General features: G+C 63.6%; 16 protein-coding genes and 1 tRNA gene. 6 read left to right on the top strand and 11 right to left on the bottom strand.

The genetic code is table 11. From position 1 onward, the window contains the following. Nucleotides 1-11: 11 nt before the first annotated feature. The 5 genes from LB516_RS01090 to LB516_RS01110 all read right to left on the bottom strand — a co-directional run bounded on the left by LB516_RS01090 (nucleotide 12) and on the right by LB516_RS01110 (nucleotide 6223). Nucleotides 12-2039 (bottom strand): aldo/keto reductase, encoded by a 2028-nt coding sequence (locus LB516_RS01090; protein ID WP_224718759.1) that lies wholly within the window; start codon nucleotides 2037-2039, stop codon nucleotides 12-14. A 36-nt stretch (nucleotides 2040-2075) separates the two neighbouring features. Beyond that, entirely contained in the window at nucleotides 2076-3155 is a 1080-nt protein-coding gene (locus tag LB516_RS01095) for an ABC transporter ATP-binding protein (RefSeq protein ID WP_224718760.1), read from the bottom strand. 8 nt (nucleotides 3156-3163) lie between these two features. Continuing rightward, nucleotides 3164-4000, bottom strand: a complete 837-nt coding sequence (locus tag LB516_RS01100) for a carbohydrate ABC transporter permease (protein WP_224683175.1) — start codon at nucleotides 3998-4000, stop codon at nucleotides 3164-3166. After that, the gene (locus tag LB516_RS01105) at nucleotides 3997-4857 is read right to left on the bottom strand and encodes a carbohydrate ABC transporter permease (RefSeq protein ID WP_140715879.1); all 861 of its coding nucleotides are present in this window, start codon (nucleotides 4855-4857) and stop codon (nucleotides 3997-3999) included. Before LB516_RS01105 ends, LB516_RS01100 begins: the two co-directional genes overlap by 4 nt. 94 nt (nucleotides 4858-4951) lie before the next feature. After that, nucleotides 4952-6223 (bottom strand): ABC transporter substrate-binding protein, encoded by a 1272-nt coding sequence (locus LB516_RS01110; RefSeq protein WP_140660714.1) that lies wholly within the window; start codon nucleotides 6221-6223, stop codon nucleotides 4952-4954. Nucleotides 6224-6327: 104 nt separating this feature from the next. On the opposite strand from LB516_RS01110, the gene LB516_RS01115 reads away from it, so the two are divergent. From LB516_RS01115 to LB516_RS01125, 3 genes are all read left to right on the top strand, one after another. Further along, the gene (locus LB516_RS01115) at nucleotides 6328-7200 is read left to right on the top strand and encodes a helix-turn-helix domain-containing protein (RefSeq protein WP_140614694.1); all 873 of its coding nucleotides are present in this window, start codon (nucleotides 6328-6330) and stop codon (nucleotides 7198-7200) included. Between the two features lie 172 nt (nucleotides 7201-7372). Then, nucleotides 7373-7448 (top strand) — tRNA-Phe (locus tag LB516_RS01120). Nucleotides 7449-7910: 462 nt separating this feature from the next. Continuing rightward, nucleotides 7911-8345, top strand: a complete 435-nt coding sequence (locus tag LB516_RS01125) for a hypothetical protein (protein WP_015319225.1) — start codon at nucleotides 7911-7913, stop codon at nucleotides 8343-8345. A 9-nt stretch (nucleotides 8346-8354) separates the two neighbouring features. On the opposite strand, the gene LB516_RS01130 is transcribed toward LB516_RS01125, so the two are convergent. From LB516_RS01130 to LB516_RS01140, 3 genes are read right to left on the bottom strand one after another with little or no spacing between them, the layout of a single operon-like run. Further along, nucleotides 8355-9215 carry an alpha/beta hydrolase gene (locus LB516_RS01130; RefSeq protein ID WP_224718761.1) on the bottom strand — a complete coding sequence of 287 codons (861 nt, stop codon included), beginning with the start codon at nucleotides 9213-9215 and terminating at the stop codon, nucleotides 8355-8357. A 28-nt stretch (nucleotides 9216-9243) separates the two neighbouring features. Further along, complete coding sequence (gene fhuB, locus LB516_RS01135; protein WP_224718762.1) at nucleotides 9244-11292, bottom strand: Fe(3+)-hydroxamate ABC transporter permease FhuB; 2049 nt, start codon at nucleotides 11290-11292, stop codon at nucleotides 9244-9246. Beyond that, nucleotides 11285-12211, bottom strand: coding sequence for an ABC transporter substrate-binding protein (locus LB516_RS01140; RefSeq protein ID WP_224718763.1), 927 nt, complete (start codon nucleotides 12209-12211; stop codon nucleotides 11285-11287). Before LB516_RS01140 ends, fhuB begins: the two co-directional genes overlap by 8 nt. A 271-nt stretch (nucleotides 12212-12482) precedes the next feature. On the opposite strand from LB516_RS01140, the gene LB516_RS01145 reads away from it, so the two are divergent. Next, nucleotides 12483-12824, top strand: coding sequence for a hypothetical protein (locus LB516_RS01145; RefSeq protein ID WP_015319229.1), 342 nt, complete (start codon nucleotides 12483-12485; stop codon nucleotides 12822-12824). Between the two features lie 81 nt (nucleotides 12825-12905). Here LB516_RS01145 and ggt read toward each other — a convergent pair whose 3' ends face one another. The 3 genes from ggt to LB516_RS01160 form a co-directional block, all read right to left on the bottom strand. Continuing rightward, on the bottom strand, nucleotides 12906-14639 hold the full coding sequence (gene ggt / locus LB516_RS01150) for a gamma-glutamyltransferase (protein WP_140614714.1): 1734 nt from the start codon (nucleotides 14637-14639) through the stop codon (nucleotides 12906-12908). A 215-nt stretch (nucleotides 14640-14854) separates the two neighbouring features. Beyond that, on the bottom strand, nucleotides 14855-16147 hold the full coding sequence (rhaI, locus tag LB516_RS01155) for an L-rhamnose catabolism isomerase (RefSeq protein ID WP_140821292.1): 1293 nt from the start codon (nucleotides 16145-16147) through the stop codon (nucleotides 14855-14857). Between the two features lie 112 nt (nucleotides 16148-16259). After that, nucleotides 16260-18362, bottom strand: coding sequence for a bifunctional rhamnulose-1-phosphate aldolase/short-chain dehydrogenase (locus LB516_RS01160; protein ID WP_224718764.1), 2103 nt, complete (start codon nucleotides 18360-18362; stop codon nucleotides 16260-16262). Nucleotides 18363-18549: 187 nt separating this feature from the next. Here LB516_RS01160 and LB516_RS01165 point away from each other — a divergent pair, with 187 nt between their 5' ends. Together LB516_RS01165 and rhaS are read left to right on the top strand one after the other, a co-directional pair. Then, a complete protein-coding gene (locus LB516_RS01165) occupies nucleotides 18550-19353 on the top strand; it encodes a DeoR/GlpR family DNA-binding transcription regulator (RefSeq protein ID WP_140614716.1) in 804 nt (267 codons plus the stop codon). A gap of 54 nt (nucleotides 19354-19407) precedes the next feature. After that, on the top strand, nucleotides 19408-20403 hold the full coding sequence (rhaS, locus tag LB516_RS01170) for a rhamnose ABC transporter substrate-binding protein (protein WP_015319234.1): 996 nt from the start codon (nucleotides 19408-19410) through the stop codon (nucleotides 20401-20403). The last annotated feature ends 25 nt before the right edge of the window (nucleotides 20404-20428 follow it).

Consider the following 20428-nt stretch of genomic DNA (forward strand, 5'->3'; position numbering starts at 1 on the left):
TTGAGACCTAATCAGGCCGCGTGCAGGCTGCCGCCGTCCAGCCACTCGAGTTCGGCCGGCGAAAGCGCGATGTCCAGCGCCCGCAGGCTGTCGTCCAGTTCGCCCAGCGTGCGCGGCCCGATCAACGGGACCGATGGGAAAGGCTGGTTGAGGACATAGGCCAGCGCAATATGGATCGGGCTCTTGCGCAGCCTGGCGGCGAGTTCGATCGCCCGGTCGCGGCGGCCGAAATTGCGCTCGGAGTACCAGACCCGCACCAGTTCCTCGCTGTCCAGCCTGTCGCGCCCGGCGCGGTCGGTGAAGAAGCCGCGTCCCTGGCTCGACCAGGCGAAATTCGGCATCTGCCTGGATGTCAGCCAGGCTTTCCAGTCGTCGGTGGAGGAGGTGATGCAGCCGGCCCAGATCGGCTCCAGCATTTCGGCCAGCGAAAAATTGTTGGAGAGCGCGCCGGGCTTCTGCTTGCCAGTGCGCTCGGCATAGGCAATGGCCTCGTCCATGCGCTGCATCGTCCAGTTGGAGCCGCCGAAGGGACCGCGAATGCGCCCGGCCTTGACCTCCGCGTCCATGGCGTCGACGAACTCGCCGACCGGCACGTCCGGATTGTCGCGATGCATGAAATACATGTCGACATGGTCGGTCTGCAGACGGTCGAGCGACTGGGCAAGCTGCTTTGCGATCACGTCGGGATAGCAGAGCGGCGAGTGCGCGCCCTTGGCGATGATCACCGACTGCTCGCGCACGCCACGGTTTCTCAGCCATTGGCCGAGCAGCGTCTCGGTGTAGCCGCCGCCATAGACGTAGCCGGTGTCGAACAGATTGCCGCCGGCCTCGAAAAAGGCATCGAGCAGGATAGACCCGGAGGAGAAGGTGCGGAAATCCTCGAAGCCGAGCGCCACCACGGAGGTCGGTTTCGGCAGGCCCGGAATGGTGCGCTTGCCGATCGCGGTGCCGCCGGGCCGCAGAGGTCGGCCGGAGATGGTGTTGGTGCGCAGGGAGGCCTTCTCGATCTCGTACTCCAGCCCCACCGCCGCGCGCCATCTGTCTAGCACGCGCAAGGTGCCGAGGCTGTCGGCCCAGCCCATGCCCGGCCAAGCGAATTCCTGTCGCCCGGCGCGGATCGCCTCGCCGGCGGCATCGACCTCGAAGGAATAGACATGGCGCTTCTCGTTGACGCTGATGGTCTCTTGCGCGCCGTCGGAGCCGATCACGTCGATCCGACCGAGACCGACATCGCGGTCGCCGCCGGCGAACCAGAAGTCCGGCACCTCGATGCGGCCCTTGGTGCCGAAGATGCGCAGGACGTTGTCCTGGTTCAGCGAGATACTGCAGGAAACCTCGGCGACGATGCCACCGGGGAAATGCAGGACAGCGGAGGCCCATTCGTCGACGCCGGACTGGCCAAGGTGGGCGCCGCCCACCACCTTGTCGGGTTCGGCGAATGGCTTTCCCGCGGCAGCGCCGGCAATGAGGCGCACCATCGACACGGGATAGCCGCCGACGTCGAGGATGCCGCCGCCGGCGAGGTCGTTGGCGTAGAGCCGGTGCTCCGGCATGAAATCAGGCATGGCGAAGCCGAAGCTCGACTTGATCATCCTGATCTCGCCGATGACGCCGGACTTGACCAGGCCTACCAGCTGCAGCGTCTGCGGATGCAGCCGGTACATGAAGGCTTCGCCGAGAAAGGTGCCAGCCTTGCGCGCCGCATGCATCATGGCGTCTGCCTCGAAGGCGGTCAGCCCGAGCGGCTTTTCGCAAAGCACATGTTTTCCGGCTTCCGCCGCCCGGATCGCCCATTGCGCGTGGCCGGGATGCGGGACCGCGATATAGATCGCGTCGATTTCCGGATCGGCGAAAAGAGCGTCATAACCGTCGAGGATGCGGGCGCCGGGAAAGCTCTCGGCCAGACCCGGCTTGCCGGGGTTACGCGCGCCGATGGCGACCAGTTTCCCGGTGCGCGAACCGGCGACGCCGCCGGCAAAGGCCTTGGCGATGCCGCCCGGCCCAAGAATCCCCCAGCGAATGGGCGTTGATGCAGTCATGTCATTCTCCTTGCGGGCTTGGAAAGGGGCGGCCGGTCAGCGCAGCCGCAGCCCCTTTTCGTCGAACAGGTAGGATTTGCGGATGGAAACGGTGACCTCCGAGGTGTCGGGAACCTTTGCCGCGTCGCGCTGGATCACCACATCCTCGCCATGGGTCGTTCGGGCATAGAGAAAGCTCGTGCCGCCGAGGTGCTCGACCACGTCGATGGCGGCGGTGAGGTCGGCGTCGCCTTCACCGGCGCTGCCAAAATGTTCCGGCCGCACGCCGACGATGACTTTGCTACCCAGTTCAGGCCCTGCGCATTTCAACGGTTGCGTGATGCGGGTCTTCTCCTCGCCCGCCAGCTCGACCACGACCCCTTTTTCATCACGCCCGACAATATGGGCCTTGATGAAATTCATCTTCGGCGAACCGACAAAGCCGGCCACGAACATATTGTCGGGATCGTCATAGAGTTCCAGCGGCCGGCCGATCTGCTCGATATGGCCGGCGCGCAGCACGACGATCCGGTCGGCCAGCGTCATCGCCTCGGTCTGGTCGTGGGTGACATAGACCATGGTGGCGCCGAGTTCCTTGTGCAGCCTTGAAATCTCGACCCGCATCTGGACACGCAGTTCGGCATCGAGATTGGAGAGCGGCTCGTCGAACAGGAACACTTGCGGCTCGCGCACGATGGCGCGACCGATGGCGACACGCTGGCGCTGGCCACCGGAAAGTTTCTTCGGACGGCGGTCCATCAATTCGCTGATGCGCAGTATCTCGGCCGCGCGCTTCACCCGCCGCTCGGTATCGGCCTTGGGGTTGCCGGTCATGCGCAGCCCGAAGGAGAGGTTCTGCTCGACGTTCATATGCGGATAGAGCGCGTAGGACTGGAACACCATGGCGATGCCGCGGTCGGTCGGCTCGACATCGTTGACCACCTTGCCGCCGATGGCGATCTCGCCGCCGCTGATTTCCTCCAGCCCGGCGATCATCCTGAGCAGCGTGGACTTGCCGCAGCCCGACGGGCCGACGAAGACGACAAACTCGCCATCGGCGATGTCGATGTTGGCACCGTGGACGACTTCGAACGCGCCGAAGCGCTTGGCGACATTGGTGAGCGTGACGGTTGCCATTCTGCCCCTTACTTGACCGCGCCGGCGGCGATGCCGGCGATGAAATGACGCTGCAGGAGCACGAAGACGATGAGCATCGGCACGGTCAGCATGACCGCGCCCGCCATGATGCCGCCCCACGACACTTTGGTCAGGCCGATCAGCGTGCCAAGCGCCACGGGTGCTGTCATCGAACCCGGCTGGCTGTTGATCAGAAGTGGCCACAGATAATTATTCCAGGAGGCGAGGAACAGGATGATGCAGAGCGCCGCCAGCATCGGCCGCGCCAGCGGCAAGGCGATGAAGACGAAGATCCGCCACTCCTTGACGCCCTCGACGCGGGCCGCATCGAACAGATCGTCCGGCATCATCGAAAAACTCTGGCGCATGAACAGCACGCCCAGCGAATTGAACAGCGGCGGCACGATCAGCGCCACCCAGGTGTTGGCAAGCTTGAAGTCGCGCGCCACCATGATGAATTGCGGGATCAGCACCACCGCATAGGGCAGCGTGATGGTGCCCAGGATGATGGCCACGACCACGCTTTTGCCGAAGAACTGGTAGCGGGCCAGCGCCCAGCCGGCCATCGAGGTCAACAGCACCGACAAGACGGTGTAGGTCACCGCCACGCAAACGGAAATGACGATGGCGCCGACGAAGTCTGTGTCGCGCTGCAGATTGTTGAAATTGTCGACGAAATTGCCGCGCGGCAACAGTTCGATGCCCGGGCTGAATATGCCGTTGTCGGGCATGGTCGAGAACACCACCATCATCCACAGCGGAAACAACCAGATCAGCGCCAGCGGCGTCAAGAAGAGGTGCAGTGCGATGCTTCGTTTCAGTCTTGCCGACGAGAGCGAACTCATTTCGGTTCCCTCGTCAGCCATAGCTGCACCAGCGTGATGGCGATCGCCAGCCCGGCCATGGTGTAGGCGACGGCAGAGGCATAGCCGAAATTGAGCGAGCGGAAGCCCTGGCGGTAAAGCAGCAGACCGAGCGTCTCGGTGCCGCCGCCCGGCCCGCCGCGCTCGGTGATCAGGAACGGCTCGGTGAACAATTGCATGGTGCCGATGATCGACAGCACCGCGCAGAAGACGATGACCGGCTTCAACAGCGGCAGGGTGATGTAGAAGAATTGCTTGAGCTTGCTCACCCGGTCGAGCGTCGCTGCCTCGTAGACATCCTCGGGAATGGACTGCATGCCGGCCAGCAGGATGATGGCGTTGTAGCCGGCCCAGCGCCAGGTGACCGCGATCATGATCAGAGCCATGGCCGGCGTGACATTGGAAAACCAGTCGACCTTGGGCAGGCCGATGCTGTTCAGCAGCTTGTTGACGATCCCGAAATCGAGGCTGAACATCAGCCGGAACACCGCCGAATAAGCGACCTCGCCGACCACCACGGGGGCGAAGAAGGCGAAGCGGTAGAGGCCGCGGGCCTTGAGCAGCGGCGAATTCAGAAGCACCGCCATCACCATGGCCAGCGCGATCATCACCGGAACCTGGATGACAAGGATGAGCAGCGTGTTCTTCAGCGCGTTGAAGAAGGCGGGGTCGCCGACCAGCCGGCCCCAGTTGAAGCCGGGCGCGAAGCGCCACGGCACGGTGCGCGTCGCCTGGAACGAGATCAGGAACGAGGAGATGATCGGCCACACCCAGAAGATGGCGAAGATCAGGAGATAGGGCGTAAGGAAGCGATAGGCCGTGGCATTGCGGTCGCGCATCTTTTGTCCTCCTTCATCCCTGGTGTTGAAAGCAAGCGTGCAAGCGGCGGGTCCAGGACGGCATAGCTGCCGTCCCGGACCCCGTCCTGGGAGGTCAGGACTTGACAGGCAGCCCAGTCGCCGAGGCGATCTGGCTGGCGGCATCGTCGAGTGCCGCCTTGGCGTCAGGATATCCGCCGGCGAGATATTTGGTCTGCACGGCGCGCACGATGATCTCGGCATCGCTCTGGAACTGCGTACCGCGGCTCGGAACGACCTTGGGCAAGGTGCCCAGAATATCCTTCCACACCGCCTGGCCGCCCCAGTAGGGCTGGCCCTGGCTGACATAAGGGTCGTTCAGGGCCGAGACCAGCGATGGGACGAGGCCGAACTCCTTCAGCATGGTGATCTGGCCTTCATTGGTGCCGAGCGTGTATTTCAAATACTCGTAGGCCGCTTCCTTGTTCTTAGACGCCGAGGTGATGGCGAGCGACGAACCGCCGAGATTGGCGGCGTGCGGCCCGTCCGCGGTCAGGCTCGGCATCAGGTAGACGCCCCATTTGCCGTTTTCGCCGGCCGATTCGGTGCGGATGGTGCCTTCGTACCAGCCGCCATAGACCTGGGTGGCGACGGTTCCGGCGGTGTTGTTGGTGATCTTGGTGCCCCAGTCGGCCGACGAGACGATGCCCGCGTCCTTCATCTCCTTGACCTTGGTCATGGCGTCGACGCATTTGGGCTGGTTGACCGTGATCGACTGGCCGTCCTCGGCGAAATAGGCGCAGCCCTGTTCGTTGGAGATCATGCGGAAGAATTCACTGTCGCCGTTGAAATCGGCATTGGTCATCGAGACCCCTGGATTGGCGGCCTGGATCTTCTTGCCGGCGGCGATGAAATCGTCCCAGGTCTTGATCGATGCCGGATCGACGCCAGCCTTTTCATAGAAGTCGCGGCGATAGAAGGCGGCGACCGGGCCGGAATCCCACGGCATGGCATAGGCCTTGTCGCCGACTTCGAGTTCGGTACGCTTGAAATCGGGGAATTTCTTCTGGTCTTCCGCTGTGTAGCCCAACGTGTGCAGGTCGACGAAACAGTCGGGGAACTGGCTCCAGTAATTCTCGGCCTCGCCGTTCTCGATGGTCACGATATCGGGCAGGCCGACGCCGCCGGCCGCGCACCCGGCGATCGACTTGTCATAGGTCGGCTGGTTGCCGAGATCCTGGACCGTGACCTTGATGTCGGGATGGACCTTGTTGAAACCGGCAACCGTTGCCTTCAGCGACGAGGCGGCGATGTTCCAGCTCCAGATGGTGATTTCGCCGGATTGCGCGAAGGCCGGGGCTGAGCCCAAGGCAAGCGCGAGCGCGGCGCAGGACAGTGTGATGCGCATTGAAATCCTCCCATTTCATTTGCTCTCTCTGCGAGCCTGGCTAGACTAGGCACCGGCAAAGGCCTGTCCCGGACAAAGGGAATACGAAATTGGCGGAAAGTAAGATGCCCGAACGGCCGTTTTACCAGCCTGGTGCCAGCAGTGTGGAAGGCCTGCCGCTGCTGTTGCAGATGTTCCACACCAATCCGCTGGTGATGCTGAAGCCGCATTGGCATGCCCAGGTAGAGGTGAATTTCATCGTCCGCGGCTCCGTCCACTACCGCATGAACGAGCACGAAATCTCGCTCTCGGCCGGCGAGATGTGCCTGTTCTGGGGCGGCCTGCCGCACCAGATGGACGATTTGAGCGACGACGCCGTCTATGCCGGCGCGCACCTGCCGCTGGTGCATTTCTTCCGGCTGCACCTGCCGGCGGATATACGCCACCGGCTGATGACGGGTGCGACGCTGGTGACAAGCGCCACCGATCAATCCGACAATGACAATTTCGCCCGCTGGAACCGCTACGCCCGTTCGGGCGACCCGGCCAAGACCGAGCATGCCGTCAACGAACTCCTGCTGCGGCTGGAGCGGGTGCGGTTCGAGCCCTATCGGCTGGTGCCGGAAAACGCCGCCGGGCAGGAGGCGGGCAGCCCCTTCGACCAGCAGTCCTCACGCAATGTCGGGCGCATGTGCGATTTCATCGCCGAAAATTTCCTCTACGACATCGATTGCATGAACATAGCGGCCGCCGCCGATATCCACCCCAAATACGCCATGAGCCTGTTCAAGAAATCAACCGGCATGACGCTCAACGAATACGTCAACCTGTTGCGGCTGAGCTACGCGCAGGCGCTTCTGATGCATCAGGACGCCAATGTGCTGCGGGTCGCCATGGACTCGGGCTTCGGCTCGCTCAGCGCCTTCAACAAATCCTTCCGCAAGCTGGCCGGCATGACCCCATCCGACTTCCGCAAGGGGCTGCCAAGCGCCAGATAGGCGGGCGCACGGCATGGAAACCGACCCATCGGGCGACATTTCTTTTCCTGCGGGAAATCCACACCTGGGCGCTGGACAGGCCGGATTCCCATGCTATAACCCACGCGCTTTCAAGGGGCGCCCACGGTGCCTTCATGAAATCCGGAGCGCGAGTTTTCGTTAGCCGGAACAGGCCCAGATAGCTCAGTTGGTAGAGCAGCGGACTGAAAATCCGCGTGTCGGTGGTTCGAATCCGCCTCTGGGCACCATCATTTTAAAAATCCAAGCGCTTATGGCGTGACCACCTGATCGCTGTCATCGCATGCGCCTGTTGCACGGGCGTTCGCATGTCGTCGCTTAGGTTTTCTTGTCGCCATCGGGATTTGGTGCCGGTGCCTCTCGCACGTCTCGTGGTGGCGGATCGACATGCTCAGGCTCTGGCGGTGCTTCCTTGTCCGGCCGACGGACGGGTGGCTGCGGGCCGGGCTTCGGCCGTGGTTCTTGGATCTTGGCTGGCATATCCAGTTAACCGCAACCACAGGCTCTTGTTCCCTTGTGTCTTAAAGAACCGGGAGGCCGAAGCCTTCTGTCGGCTTGGTGCGGGTGCCCGCCCTGTCACAAAGATCGATGGACGGAACGACTTTGCCTTCGCCGGGCTTGTGGAGGATTCAATTTGCTTGGTGATCCCATAACCCTAGGGCAAACTCCCTGCCGGGGCTGCAGGAGGTGAAATGAGAGCACGCGCAGCAACGCTTGGGGATCTCGAGGATGTCTTCCATGGCCTGTCGAAGCGGATGTCGGACGAGTACGCGGCGGCCGGCAAGGACAGCAAGATCGCCTACGACAATCTGATGATGAATTTGAAGGAAGGCCGCGCGCACGCGCTTGTCGAGGGCGAGAAGGCCGTGGCGATCATCGCCTGGCATGAAAACAGCGACGCCGCCGATACGCTGTTCGCCGCGCGGGAGGATTTCTTCCGCGGCTCGACCGTCCGTTTCTGCAAGCGGCATATCAGGCATATCCAGGCGCTTGCCGGCAACCTTCCAATCCACTCGCGCAGTTGGCTCCAAGGGCCCGACGTCGCCAGGTGGTTCGGCATTATCGGCTATGTCGAGCGCGGCCAGGAAAACGGCGCAAAGCTGTTCGAACTCCCGCCTGCGCGCTGAATAGAAATTCTACCGCACCGCGAACGCCGCCTGCACCGCCCGGTTGACCGTCACCGGCAGGATCGACATGTGGTTTTCGCCGGCATGGAGTTCGAAGCTTGCCCGCAGGCCCGGGAGCGCGTCGAGGCGTTCCGCCATCGCCCTGGCGAATTCGTCGGTAAGGATGAGCTTTTTCTGCGCCAGGCGCTTTTCCTCGTCTTCCGCGCCGACCTGGAACGGCGCCAGCTTTTCGGTCTCATACTCTCCGGCCGACAGGATTACGTCGGCTTTCAGGCCGTCGGGAACAGCGGCTTCGAACCTTTCGAGAAAGCGGTCGATAACGCGATCTTCCCAATAGATGGCAGGGCTGGCCGCAATGAAGGTGCTGAATGAGAGCGGGCGGGTAAACAGGGCGTAGAGCGCGAACAGGCCACCGAAAGAGTGGCCGTAAAGTGCCTGGCGGCTCTCGTCGATCCTGGACCGGCTGGCGACCCACGGCTTCAGCTCGGCTTCGATGAAGGCCAGAAAATCCCCCGCCCCGCCGGTCCTGACTTCCGGCGTGCCCTCGTAGAAGGGCGGATAGGTCCTGCCCGGCGGGGGTCCCAGATCCCATGAGCGGCGCAGCGGGTCATAGGCGCCGTCGACGGGGTAGCCGATGGCGACGATGACGCCCCAGCCGACATTGGTGCCGGCGGGATAGAAGGCCTGCGCGCGCATCGCGTCGACCGCCGTGCCGATAACGGCGTTGCCGTCGGTCATGTAGAGCACCGGCCAGCCGGCCTCGGGCATTGGCCCCGATGGCACATGGATGAAGACCCGCCAGGGATCGCCGCCGCCTTTGCCAACGAAGTCGTGGACGGTGGTGTCGGCAATCAAGGCAGGCGTCGCCATCGGCTTGGATATCTCCACGGGACAAGGCTCAGCGGCGGCGCAAGAGCCACATCAGGACGGGGCCGCCGATCAGCGTCGCGACCAGGCCGGCCGGGATCTGACGCGGGAAGATGGCGGTGCGGCCGATCCAGTCGGCACAGACCATGATCAGCGCGCCGGCAAGCATCGCGCCGATCGCTTGCGGCAGCGCACGCGACAGACCAAAGCGCCACGCCAGGTGCGGCGCCATAAGGCCGATGAAAGTCAGCGGCCCGACGACCAGGGTCGAGGCGGCGGTGAGTGCTGCCATCATCAAAAGCACCAGCAGCCGTGTTGCCTTGAGGTTGACCCCGAGGCTTTGCACCGCGGCGGAGCCGAGCGGCAGCATGTCCAGCCAGCGCAGGAAGAATGGTGCGAGCAGGAACAGGCATAAGGCAAACGTCAAGGTCAGAAGCGCCGAGCCGGCGTCGACGCCGTAGGTCGAGCCGGTGAGCCAATTGAGCAAAAGCATGGCGCGCGGATCGCCCGTGGCGGTGAGCACCAGGATCAGCGCGTCGAACAGGGCCGTCAAGGCGACACCGGCAAGCAGCAGCCGCTCCGGCGCATAGGCGGCACGGCGGCCGATCGCCAGCGTCACCAGAAGGGCGGCGAAGGCGCCGATCGTGGCGGCCAGGGTCTGTACCGGGCGGCTGGCATCGGCGAGCGCGAACAGCGCCACCATCATGCCGAGCGCAGCACCGGCGCTGATGCCGAGCACTTCGGGGCTGGCCATCGGATTGCCGGTCAGCCGCTGCATCATCAGCCCGGCCAGCGCCAGCATGGCGCCGGCGGCAAGTGCCGCGGACACTCGAGGCAGCCGCCAGGACAGCAAGGGCCGCAGCTGATCGCCGGACGCGAATGTCCAGCCATCGGTGCCCGGCGCGTAGAGCAGCGCCAGCACGAGCAGCAAAAGCAGGAGGCCGCCGATCGCCGCCAGCACAAGGCCGGGCCTTTTCGTTCTGGGCAAGCGCTCGGCGGTGAGTGCCGGTGCTTCCGCGCCAAGCGCGAGGCGCGGCAGAAGCCACAGAAGCAGAGGCGCGCCGAGAAGCGCCGTCATCGCGCCGGTCGGCAGCAGGTCGCCCTGTGGCCCGGTCGCGACCTGCACTCCCTGGTCCGCGGCCCACAGCAGTGCCGCGCCGATCAGCGGCGCCATCACCAGTTGCTGGCCGAGCCGGCGGGCGCCGCCGATGCGCGCGAGCGTGGCGGCGGCAAGGCCGACGAAGCCGATGACGCCGACGGCGGCAACGACGAAGGCGATCAGGGCGACCGCCGCCGCCAGTCCGGTGAAGCGATAGGCACCGAGCGGGACGCCGAGGCTGCGCGCGCCTTCGTCGTCGAGGCCAAGCAGAGTCAGCGGCCGCACCATGAGGCCGATCGCCAGCGCGGCACCGCCAAGGCGCGGCAAGAGCCACCGCGTCACCGACCAGTCCTGCTGGCCGAGCGAACCGGCGCCCCAGAGGAACAGGCTGGCCAGCCATTCATGCCGAAGCACCACAAACGCAGCACCGATGGCGCCGGCATAAAGGCTGACGACCAGCCCGGCCAACACGACCGAAAGCGGCGACAGGCCCTTGTGCCAGGAGAGCGCCAGGACCGCCGCAAGGGCAGTGAAGGCGCCGGCAAGCGCCACCCATTCGCGGCCGAAGGCAAGCAGCGACGGCGCCAGAAGCGTCGCCAGCGCCAGCGCCAGATAGGCGCCGGCCGAGACGCCGACGGTTTCGGGCGAGGCGAGCGGATTGCGCAAAACCTGCTGCAGCACCGTCCCGGCCAGTCCGAGGGCCGCACCGCAGAGAAGGCTGACGGCGAGCCGGGGCAGGAAAGCGTAGTGGACGAGCACCTGCCTGATATCCTCGACATCGGGGCTTGCGAGCGCCCCCAGCCAGAGTGCCGGCGGCAATTGCACGCTCATGTTGGAGAGGGTCGCGGCGCCGGCCGCGCAGAGAAGCACGACGCAAAGCAGGATCGCGCCCAGGGGATATCCGCCTGGTATGCGAGGCGACGGGGTGCGACCGCGGACGAGGACGGCATTGTCGGGCAAGATCGCTTCCTGCTCAACCACGGGCGGTCTCCGCCGTCAGCGCCGCGGCCAGCAGGCGGGCAAAACGGCTCGCCGAGGGCAGCGTGCCGAACATCAGCACCGCAGGCAGGCGCATGATCGAGCCGTTGCGCACGAACGGCATGGCATTCCAGACCGGGCTCTCGGTCAGCGTTCCGCCCGCCCCTTCGGGCAAGGGTTCGAGATAGGCAAGGCGCGCATCATCAGACGTTGCCAGCCCGTCGATGCCGACAGTTGCAAATCCCCAGTAATTGGTCTCTTCGGCCCAGGCGTTGCGGATGCCGATGCGGTCGAACACCGCCTGAAACAGGCTTTTTTCGCCATAGACGCGCACATTGCGCGGATCGAGGAAGCTGACGACATAGATCGGCCGCGCCGAAAGCGGTTCCAGCTGCTGCTTGATGGTCGAAAAATGCGCCTCCGTCGCCGCTATCAGCGCCTCGCCTTCCCTTTCCTTGCCGACAAGCCCGGCCAATTGCCGGGTCGCCTCGATGGCGCGCTGATAGGGCTGACCGTCGGGCGTATAGATGCCGATCGTCGTCACCGGTGCCACGCGCTCGAGCAGCGGCTTGATGCCGTCGAGATAAGGGATGGAGAGGATGATGTCGGGACGAAGCTGTTGCAGGAATTCGAGATTGGGCTCCAGGATCGTGCCGATGTCGGCGACTTGGGGCGGCAGCGGCGGCTCGACCACCCACCTTTCCCAGACCTCACGGTCGGCGATAGCGACCGGCGTGATGCCGAGCATGAGCAAGGTCTCCGCCAAGCCGTCATCGAGGCAGACGATGCGCGGCGGGCTGGCCGCGGCTGGCGTCACGACGCCGGTGAACGGCAGAGTGAACAGCGCGAGCGCGTGGCGACGCGTGATCCGGACGCGCGGACGATTGACCTCTCCTGGCCGGGGTTGATGATCTGTATTCAACTTGGCTTGCCTGTTGCCCGGGGCCCTGGTCTCCGGCGACCAATCCGAGTTGACTATTAAACAGGATATTCTTAGTCAAGTTTTAAGACGAGGCCGGCGGCGACAAACCCCAAGAAGGCAGGTGACGCGATCCGGCAACAGCTCCTAAAATCCGTCAGCAAACTATCCCCGAAAAGGGGCCGGAGGCGGTGCCGGGCGCATCCGCCACAGCGTGATCGGGTTGCGCTCGGCAGGCGTTGATGGTTTGTTGCCGGTCAGCGGAGATCAAGTGATGCGAGAATCCATGGGTCAAGACGAATACGGGTCGGCGAACCCCTTCGATCCGGACGACCTGCCGAATTTGAACGCGATCGGACCAGGGATCGGCAATAACGACTTCGAGAAGTACGCGGTCGCCGTGATCATCGTGTTCGGCGCCCTGATCATCGGCGGCTTGATGGCCGCGTCGATGACTTTCGGCCACCGCAACGGGTTCCTGTTCGCGCTGGGCGGTGCCACGTCGGCCTGGATATCGGGAAACGCGCTGCTGCTCGACCGGCCACGCATCTATGCGCTGTTCGTCGGCATCGCCGCCTTGATGCTGATCGCGTCGACCATCACGCTGGTGACCTGACGGCTCCCGGGCCATGAGGCGGAGGCCGGTCCCGAAAGGCGGAATCCGGCCTCATGCGGAAAGCAACGGTCTTGCGGCCTATCAATATCCGAGCGCTTCGCCGGCTGCCGCGCGGCTGTCGATGGCGCCATTGTAGCGCGCGCCGCCGCCCTTCTCGATTTCCGCCAGGCTCTTGCCGCCGACGAGAATGCCCGCCGCCTGGCCCCAGCTCTGGTCACTGAGATCAAGGCGATAGCCCATCCCGGCCAGCAGTCTTTCTGTATCCGGCGAAAGGCCGAACGGCTCGACATAGACGGTATCGGGCAGCCATTGGTGATGAATGCGCGGCGCGTCGATCGCCTCCTGGATGTTCATGCCGTGGTCGATCACGTTGACGATGGCTTCCAGCGTGATGGTGATGATGCGCGAGCCGCCTGGGCTGCCGATGACCATGAACGGCTTGCCATCCTTGGCCACCACGGTCGGGCTCATCGAGGACAGCGGCGTCTTCTTCGGCTGGATGGCATTGGCCTCGCCCTGGACGAGGCCATAGAGGTTGGGCACGCCGGGTTTCTGGGTGAAGTCGTCCATCTCGTTGTTGAGCAGGATGCCGGTGCCGTCGGCGACCACGCCGGCACCGAACGAACCGTTGAGCGTGTAGGTGACCGCGACCGCGTTGCCGTCCTTGTCGATGATCGAATAATGCGTCGTCTCCTTCGACTCGCCGAAGCCCTTCGGCATCAGATCCTGCGACACGCCGGCGCGGAACGGATCGATCTTGTCGCGGATGTCCTTGGCATAGGCTTTGTCCAGCAGCCTGGAGACGGGATTGTCGACGAAATCGGGATCGCCGAGCGCGGAGTTGCGGTCGACATAGGCGTGGCGCATCGCCTCGACCATGACGTGGACGGTCTCGGCCGAGCCGGCGCCGAGATAGGACAGCGGATAGCCTTCCAGCACGTTGAGGATTTCGCAGATGATGACACCGCCTGAGCTCGGCGGCGGCGAAGAGATGATCTCGTAGCCGCGATAGGAGCAGGTGACGGGCTTCAACTCGCGCACCGCGTATTGTTCGAAATCGCCCTTGGCCAGGATACCGCCCTTGGCGCCGCTCGCCTTGACGATGGCGTCGGCGATGGCGCCCTTGTAAAAGGCATCGGGACCTCTCTCGGAAATGGCCGAGAGCGACGCGGCAAGGTCGGGCTGAACCAGCTTCTCGCCGACGCCATAGGGCTTGCCATCGGTTTTGAGGAAGGCCGCCGCCGCCGCTGGGTCCTTCGCCAACCTTTCGGCGCTGCCGGCGAACGAAGCCGCATCGCCCTGGTTGAGGACGAACCCATCTCTGGCATAGGCGATCGCCGGCGCCATCAGGTCCTGCCTGGACAAGGTGCCATATTTCTGGCGCGCCATCTCGAAACCAGCCACCGAGCCTGGTACGCCGACCGCGAGATAGCCGTCCAGGCTAGCGCCCTTCACCGGGTTGCCGTCCTTGTCGAGATACATGGTCTTGGTCGCGGCAAGCGGCGCCCGCTCGCGGAAATCAAGGAAGGTCGATTTGCCGTCCTTGAAGCGGATGGTCATGAAGCCACCGCCGCCGATATTGCCGGCATTGGGATAGACGACGGCCAAGGCATAGCCGACGGCGACAGCCGCATCGACGGCATTGCCGCCCTTTTTCAACACCTCGACGCCGACTTCGGAAGCCAGATGCTGGGCCGTGACGACCATGCCGTTCTCGCCCTTGGCCGGTGCTGGCGACGCGGCGAAAGCCGATGGCGAAAAGGTGAAGGCGATGGAAAGACCGAGGGCGATCAATGTCCTACGGGTGAGATGCATGGCGGGTTCTCCAAGTGATGCTTGCCTAGAAGAGCTACTTGGAGCGATCGAGTCCATCTTCAATGAAGACATTCACGGGTTGGTGACTGCTCGCTTGTGGTGGAGATGCAGGGCAGAGGAGGCGTGAAGGATCGCCAACTTTCGGACGTCGGCGCGACAGCGTCCCCTCTGTCCTGCCGGACATCTCCCCCGCAAAGGGGAAGATCGGCTCTACCTCAAACGATCCCGCCGGAACCACCTGCGACGGCTGGCCGCTCCGCCGCGATCTTGGCGCGATAGCCCGCCGCCCGGTATGCGGCGACCGGATCGATGGCGCCACCTGTCTTCAGCCGTGCCATGGCAAGGATCGGCTCGACATCGGTTCGGTAGGCCGCCTTCAGCGTCTGCGTCGCCATCAGCGCGTCATTGCCGTCCTGGAACCCTTCAAGCGCCTTTCGGTCGACCAGCAGCGCCTGCGCGTAGGCGCGCTGCACCTCGACCGCCGACAGCATCAGGCTTTCGATCGGATCGGTGACGTTGTGGCTCTGGTCGAGCATATGGGCGGGGTCGAACCCCTCGGGGCCTGACAGCTCGGCATCGACCAATTCGTTGAAAACCAGGAACAGCCGATAGGGGTCGATCGACCCGGCATCGAGGTCGTCGTCGCCATATTTCGAATCGTTGAAGTGGAAGCCGCCGAGTTTTTTGAACTGAATCAGCCGTGAGACGATCATCTCGATGTTGACGTTGGGCGCATGATGGCCGAGGTCGACCAGGCAGAAGGCCTTGTCGCCGAGCTCCCTTGATATGATGTAGTTGGTGCCCCAGTCCTGCACGACGGTGGAGTAAAAGGCAGGTTCATACATCTTGTGTTCGGTGAACAGCTTCCAGTCGTCCGGCAGCCCGGCATAGATCTCCTTCATCGCGTCGAGATAGCGCTCGAACGCCTTGGCGAAATTGACTTGGCCGGGGAAGTTGGAGCCGTCGCCGATCCACACCGTCAGCGCCTTCGACCCAAGCGTCTTGCCGATCTCGATGCATTCGAGATTGTGCTCGACCGCCTGACGACGCGTGTCGGCGTCGGCATGCGACAGCGAACCGAATTTGTAGGAAAGCGTCTGGTCCTTCGCGTCCGAAAAGGTGTTGGAGTTCATCGCATCGAAGCCAAGCCCGAAGCGGGAGGCCGCCTGCTTCAGCCGGTTCGGATCGGCCTTGTCCCAAGGAATGTGCAGCGACACGGTCGGCGTCGCCTGCGTCAACTGCTGGATGACGGCGCAATCCTCGATCTTGTCGAAGATGTCGCGCGGCTCACCGGCGCCGGGAAAGCGGGCGAAGCGGGTGCCGCCGGTGCCGACGCCCCAGGACGGGATCGCGACCGCGAAGTTTTCCACCTTGTCGCGGATAGAGTCGATGGCGATGCCGCGTCGGTCGAGGCGCTCGCCGAGCGAGGCATAGTCACGCTCGAGGTCAATCTTGCGCGCGGCGTTACTGCTGGCGACGATGTCGGCGGAGATGATGGATTCGGACACTGCTGTTCCTCCCAGAATGCATTCGGTCGGCGGCGCCCCTCATCCGCCTGCCGGAAACTTCTCCCCGTATAGCGACGGGAGAGAAGGGGCCAGCGTGAGCGCCAGCGAGCGGCTACCGCGTAAAGCTCTGTGCGTTGCCGGCGTCGACGTTGATGATGTTGCCTGTCGACTTGGCCGACATGTCGGAGGCGAGGAAATAGATCGCCTCGGCGATGTCTTCCGGGAAGACGGAGCGCTTCAGCATCGAACGCGAGCGGTAGTGCTCTTCCAGATCGTCGGTCGACATCTTGTAGGCGGCGGCACGCTGTTCCTTCCACTCGCCGGTCCAGATCTTCGAGCCGCGCAGCACCGCATCCGGGTTGACGACATTGACCCTGATCTGGGCTTCCGCGCCCTCCAGCGCCAGGCAGCGGGCGAGATGAATTTCGGCGGCCTTGGCGGTGCAGTAGGCGGCGGCGTTGGGCGATGCCGCCAGGCCATTCTTGGAGGCGACAAAGACGACGTTGCCGCCGATCTTCTGTACCCGGAACAGCCGGAATGCTTCCCTGGAGACCAGGAAATAGCCTGTGGACAGGATGTCCATGTTCTTGTTCCACAGCGCCAGGGTCGTCTCCTCGATCGGCGCCGACGATGCCAAGCCGGCATTCGATACCAGAATGTCGATGCCGCCGAACTCGACGGCCGTCTCGGCGAAGCCGGCGACGACCTGGTCCTCCGAGGTGACGTTGATGAGAACTGGGCGGACGAAATCCCTGCCATAGGCTTTTGCCAGTTCCTCGTTGGCGCCGGCGAGTGCCGCCTCGTCGATATCGGCCAGCACGACGCAGGCGCCTTCGCGCAGCAGGCGGTTGGCCGTGGCGCGGCCGATGCCGCCGGCGCCGCCGGTGACCAGCGCGACCTGGCCGGCGAGAGACTTCGGCTTCGGCATGCGCTGCAGCTTCAAATCCTCGAGCAGCCAATACTCGATGTCAAAGGCCTCCTGCGCCGGCAGGCCGACATAGGACGAGACGGTCGACGCACCGCGCATGACGTTGATGGCGTTGACGTAGAATTCGCCCGAGATGCGCGCTGTCGCCTTGTCGCCGGCGAAGGTGAACATGCCGACGCCGGGCATCAGATAGACCACCGCGTTGGGGTCGCGGATAGCAGGCGAGTCCGCATGCTTGCAGCTGTCGTAGTAGGCTTGGTAGCCGACACGATATTCGGCAATGTCGTCGGCGAGGCGCGCGATGACGGCGTCGACATCCGGCCTTGCGGGATCGAATTCGATCACCAGCGGACGGATCTTGGTGCGCAGGAAGTGGTCCGGGCACGAGGTGCCGAGTGCGGCCAGTGGGCGCAAATCCCTGGAGTTGACGAATTCGAGCACGGCGGGCGAGTCATCGAAGTGGCCAAGCTTGTGGCTCTTTTCCGAGATCAGGCCGCGAATCCTGGGCATCAGCTTGGCGGCAATCGCTCGGCGGGCAGCGGCATCGAGCGACTTCACCACCTCCCCACCGAAGATCGCCACGCCTTCGGAGCGGCGCTCGAACCACTCTATCGCCTGGTTGATCACCGAAATCGTCGTTTCGTAGCACTCCTTCGGCGTATCGCCCCAGGTGAACAGGCCGTGGCTTTCGAGGATGACGCCCTTGGCGGTGGGGTGTTCGAGGCAGAATTTCTCCAGCCACAGGCCGAGTTCGAAGCCCGGCCGCTTCCAGGGCAGCCAGCCAATGGCATCGCCGAATATCTCCTTCGTCAGCACCCTGGAATCCTTGGCGGCGGCGATGGCGATGATGGCATCGGGATGCATGTGGTCGACAAAAGGCTTTGGCACATAGGCGTGCAGCGGCGTGTCGATCGAGGCCGCGCGCGGATTGAGGTTGAAGGTGCAGTGGGGAAGATAGCCCACCATCTCGTCCTCGTGCTCGACGCCGCGATAAAGCCCCTTCAGCGCCCGCAGCTTGTCCATGTAGAGCGTTGCGAAGCCATCAAGCTTGATCGAGGCGCTGTCGCCGCCCGACCCCTTCACCCACAGCACTTCCACATCCTGGCCGGTGAGCGGATCCTTCTGCCATATCTTCGAGGAGGTGTTGCCGCCGCCATAATTGGTGACGCGCTTGTCGGAGCCGAGCGTGTTCGAGCGATAGACCAGCAGCTCGGGCTCGCTCATCCCCTTCGCCTTCGCGTCGTCCCACAGATTGGCGAGGCGCGAGCCGGAGCGCTTGTCGAGCATAGTAATCCTCCCTTTGGAGCGCGCACCATGCGCTCCTTTTTCGCTCGGGAATGTCTACGCAAGAGGCGAGCTTGTCAATCACAAACGATCAATATCAATCATATTGCACTGCACAATGAAATTATATGATCGGAAATGATTGACACTGCTCGGTTTGGGTGCCTAGATGCTCAGGCAGGGAGGAACCATGCACGAAAAAGAGCGCCACAGGATTATTCTGTCCGCCGTCCAGGAAAAACCTGTGGTGACGGTGCAGGAAATGGTCGACCTGACGGAATCGTCCGAGGCGACGATCCGGCGCGACATCGCGGCTCTCCATGTCCAGAAGCGCCTGCGCCGTGTGCGCGGCGGTGCTGAAGCAATATCGCCGCCGCAGTTCATCGGGCTGGCCGGCCGGCCCTTCTCCGTCAACGAAACGCTCAACGCGGCGCAGAAGCGGGCGATCGCTCGTGAAGCGGTCGAGTTGTGCAAGGACGGCGAGCCGATCATCATCAATGGCGGTACCACCACCTTCCAGATGGTGCATTTCCTGACCGGCCTCCGCATGCCGATCTTCACCAATTCGTTCCCGATCGCCGAGCACCTGCTCAAGCACTCCAAGAACACGGTCATGCTGTCGGGTGGCACCATCTACCGCGAGCAGAACATCATCCTGTCGCCCTTCGACAATGACGTGACGCGCAATTTCTACGCACGCCGCATGTTCATGGGCGCTCAGGGACTGGGGCCTCTCGGCCTGATGGAAGGCGATCCACTGCTGATCCAGGCGGAGCAGAAGCTGATCGACCAGGCCGACGAGTTGGTGGTGCTGGTCGATTCCTCGAAATTCCGCAAACGCTCCAGCCTGATCCTGTGCGGTCTTTCGCGCATTGCCACCGTCATCACCGACGACGGCATCGAGGACCGCGAGGCAAAGATGCTGGAAGCCGCGGGGGTGACGTTGATCGTCGCCCGCAAGTCGACAAAAGAAGAATCTTCACTGCAGGCCTGAGACACCTCACGCCCGCAGCGGCGATGGAATGCAACGCTCAAGGGAGGAAATTCGATGAGCTTCTTGAAGAAATTGATGGTGACGGCGGCCTTCTCGGCCGCCATGTTCGTGAATGCCGCCTACGCGGAAAACGTCAAGATCGCGCTGGTGGTGAAGTCCCTCGGCAACGGCTTCTTCGATGCCGCCAACAAGGGCGCGCAAGAGGCGGCCAAGGAACTCGGCGACGTCGACATCATCTACACCGGCCCGACCAAGGCGACCGCCGAGGCGCAGATCGAAGTGGTCAATTCGCTGATCGCGCAGAAGGTCAACGCCATCGCGATTTCAGCCAATGACGCCGACGCTCTGGTGCCGGTGCTGAAGAAGGCGATGGAGCGCGGCATCACCGTCATCTCCTGGGATTCGGGCGTCGCCAAGGAAGGCCGCCAGCTTCACCTCAATCCGTCCGACACCGGCCTGATCGGCGAGACCATCATCAAGCTCGCCGCCGACTATCTGCCGGAAGGCGGCGATGTCGCCATCCTGTCGGCTTCCTCGACCGCGACCAACCAGAATTCCTGGATCGAAGCTGCCAAGAAGGTGCTGCCGGAGAAGTTCCCCAAGATCAAGCTGGTCGCCACCGTCTATGGCGATGACGATTCGGCCAAGAGCACGGACGAGGCCAAGGGCCTGTTGAAGTCCTATCCGAACCTCAAGGCGATCATCGCGCCGACCACCGTCGGCGTCGTCGCCGCCGCCCAGGTCGTCACCGACGAGAACCTGATCGGCAAGGTCAATGTCACCGGCCTTGCGCTGCCGTCGGAGTTCAAGAAGTTCATCGACAACGGCGCCAGCCAGGCGGTTGCGCTGTGGAACCCGATCGACCTCGGCTACTCCGCCGTTTACCTCGCCCACGACCTGGCGGTGAAGAAGGAAGAGGCCAAGCCGGGTGCGACGCTGTCGATCGGCCGCGTCGGCAAGGTGACCCTCGACGACACCAACTCGGCCGCGATGGCTCCGCCCTTCCAGTTCGACAAGAGCAACATCGAGAAGTTCTCCAAGATCTATTGATCTCGGAGCTTTCAAGCTGGCGCGG

It is taken from the genome of Mesorhizobium sp. CO1-1-7 (genome assembly GCF_020164885.1).
GTDB lineage: Bacteria > Pseudomonadota > Alphaproteobacteria > Rhizobiales > Rhizobiaceae > Mesorhizobium > Mesorhizobium australicum.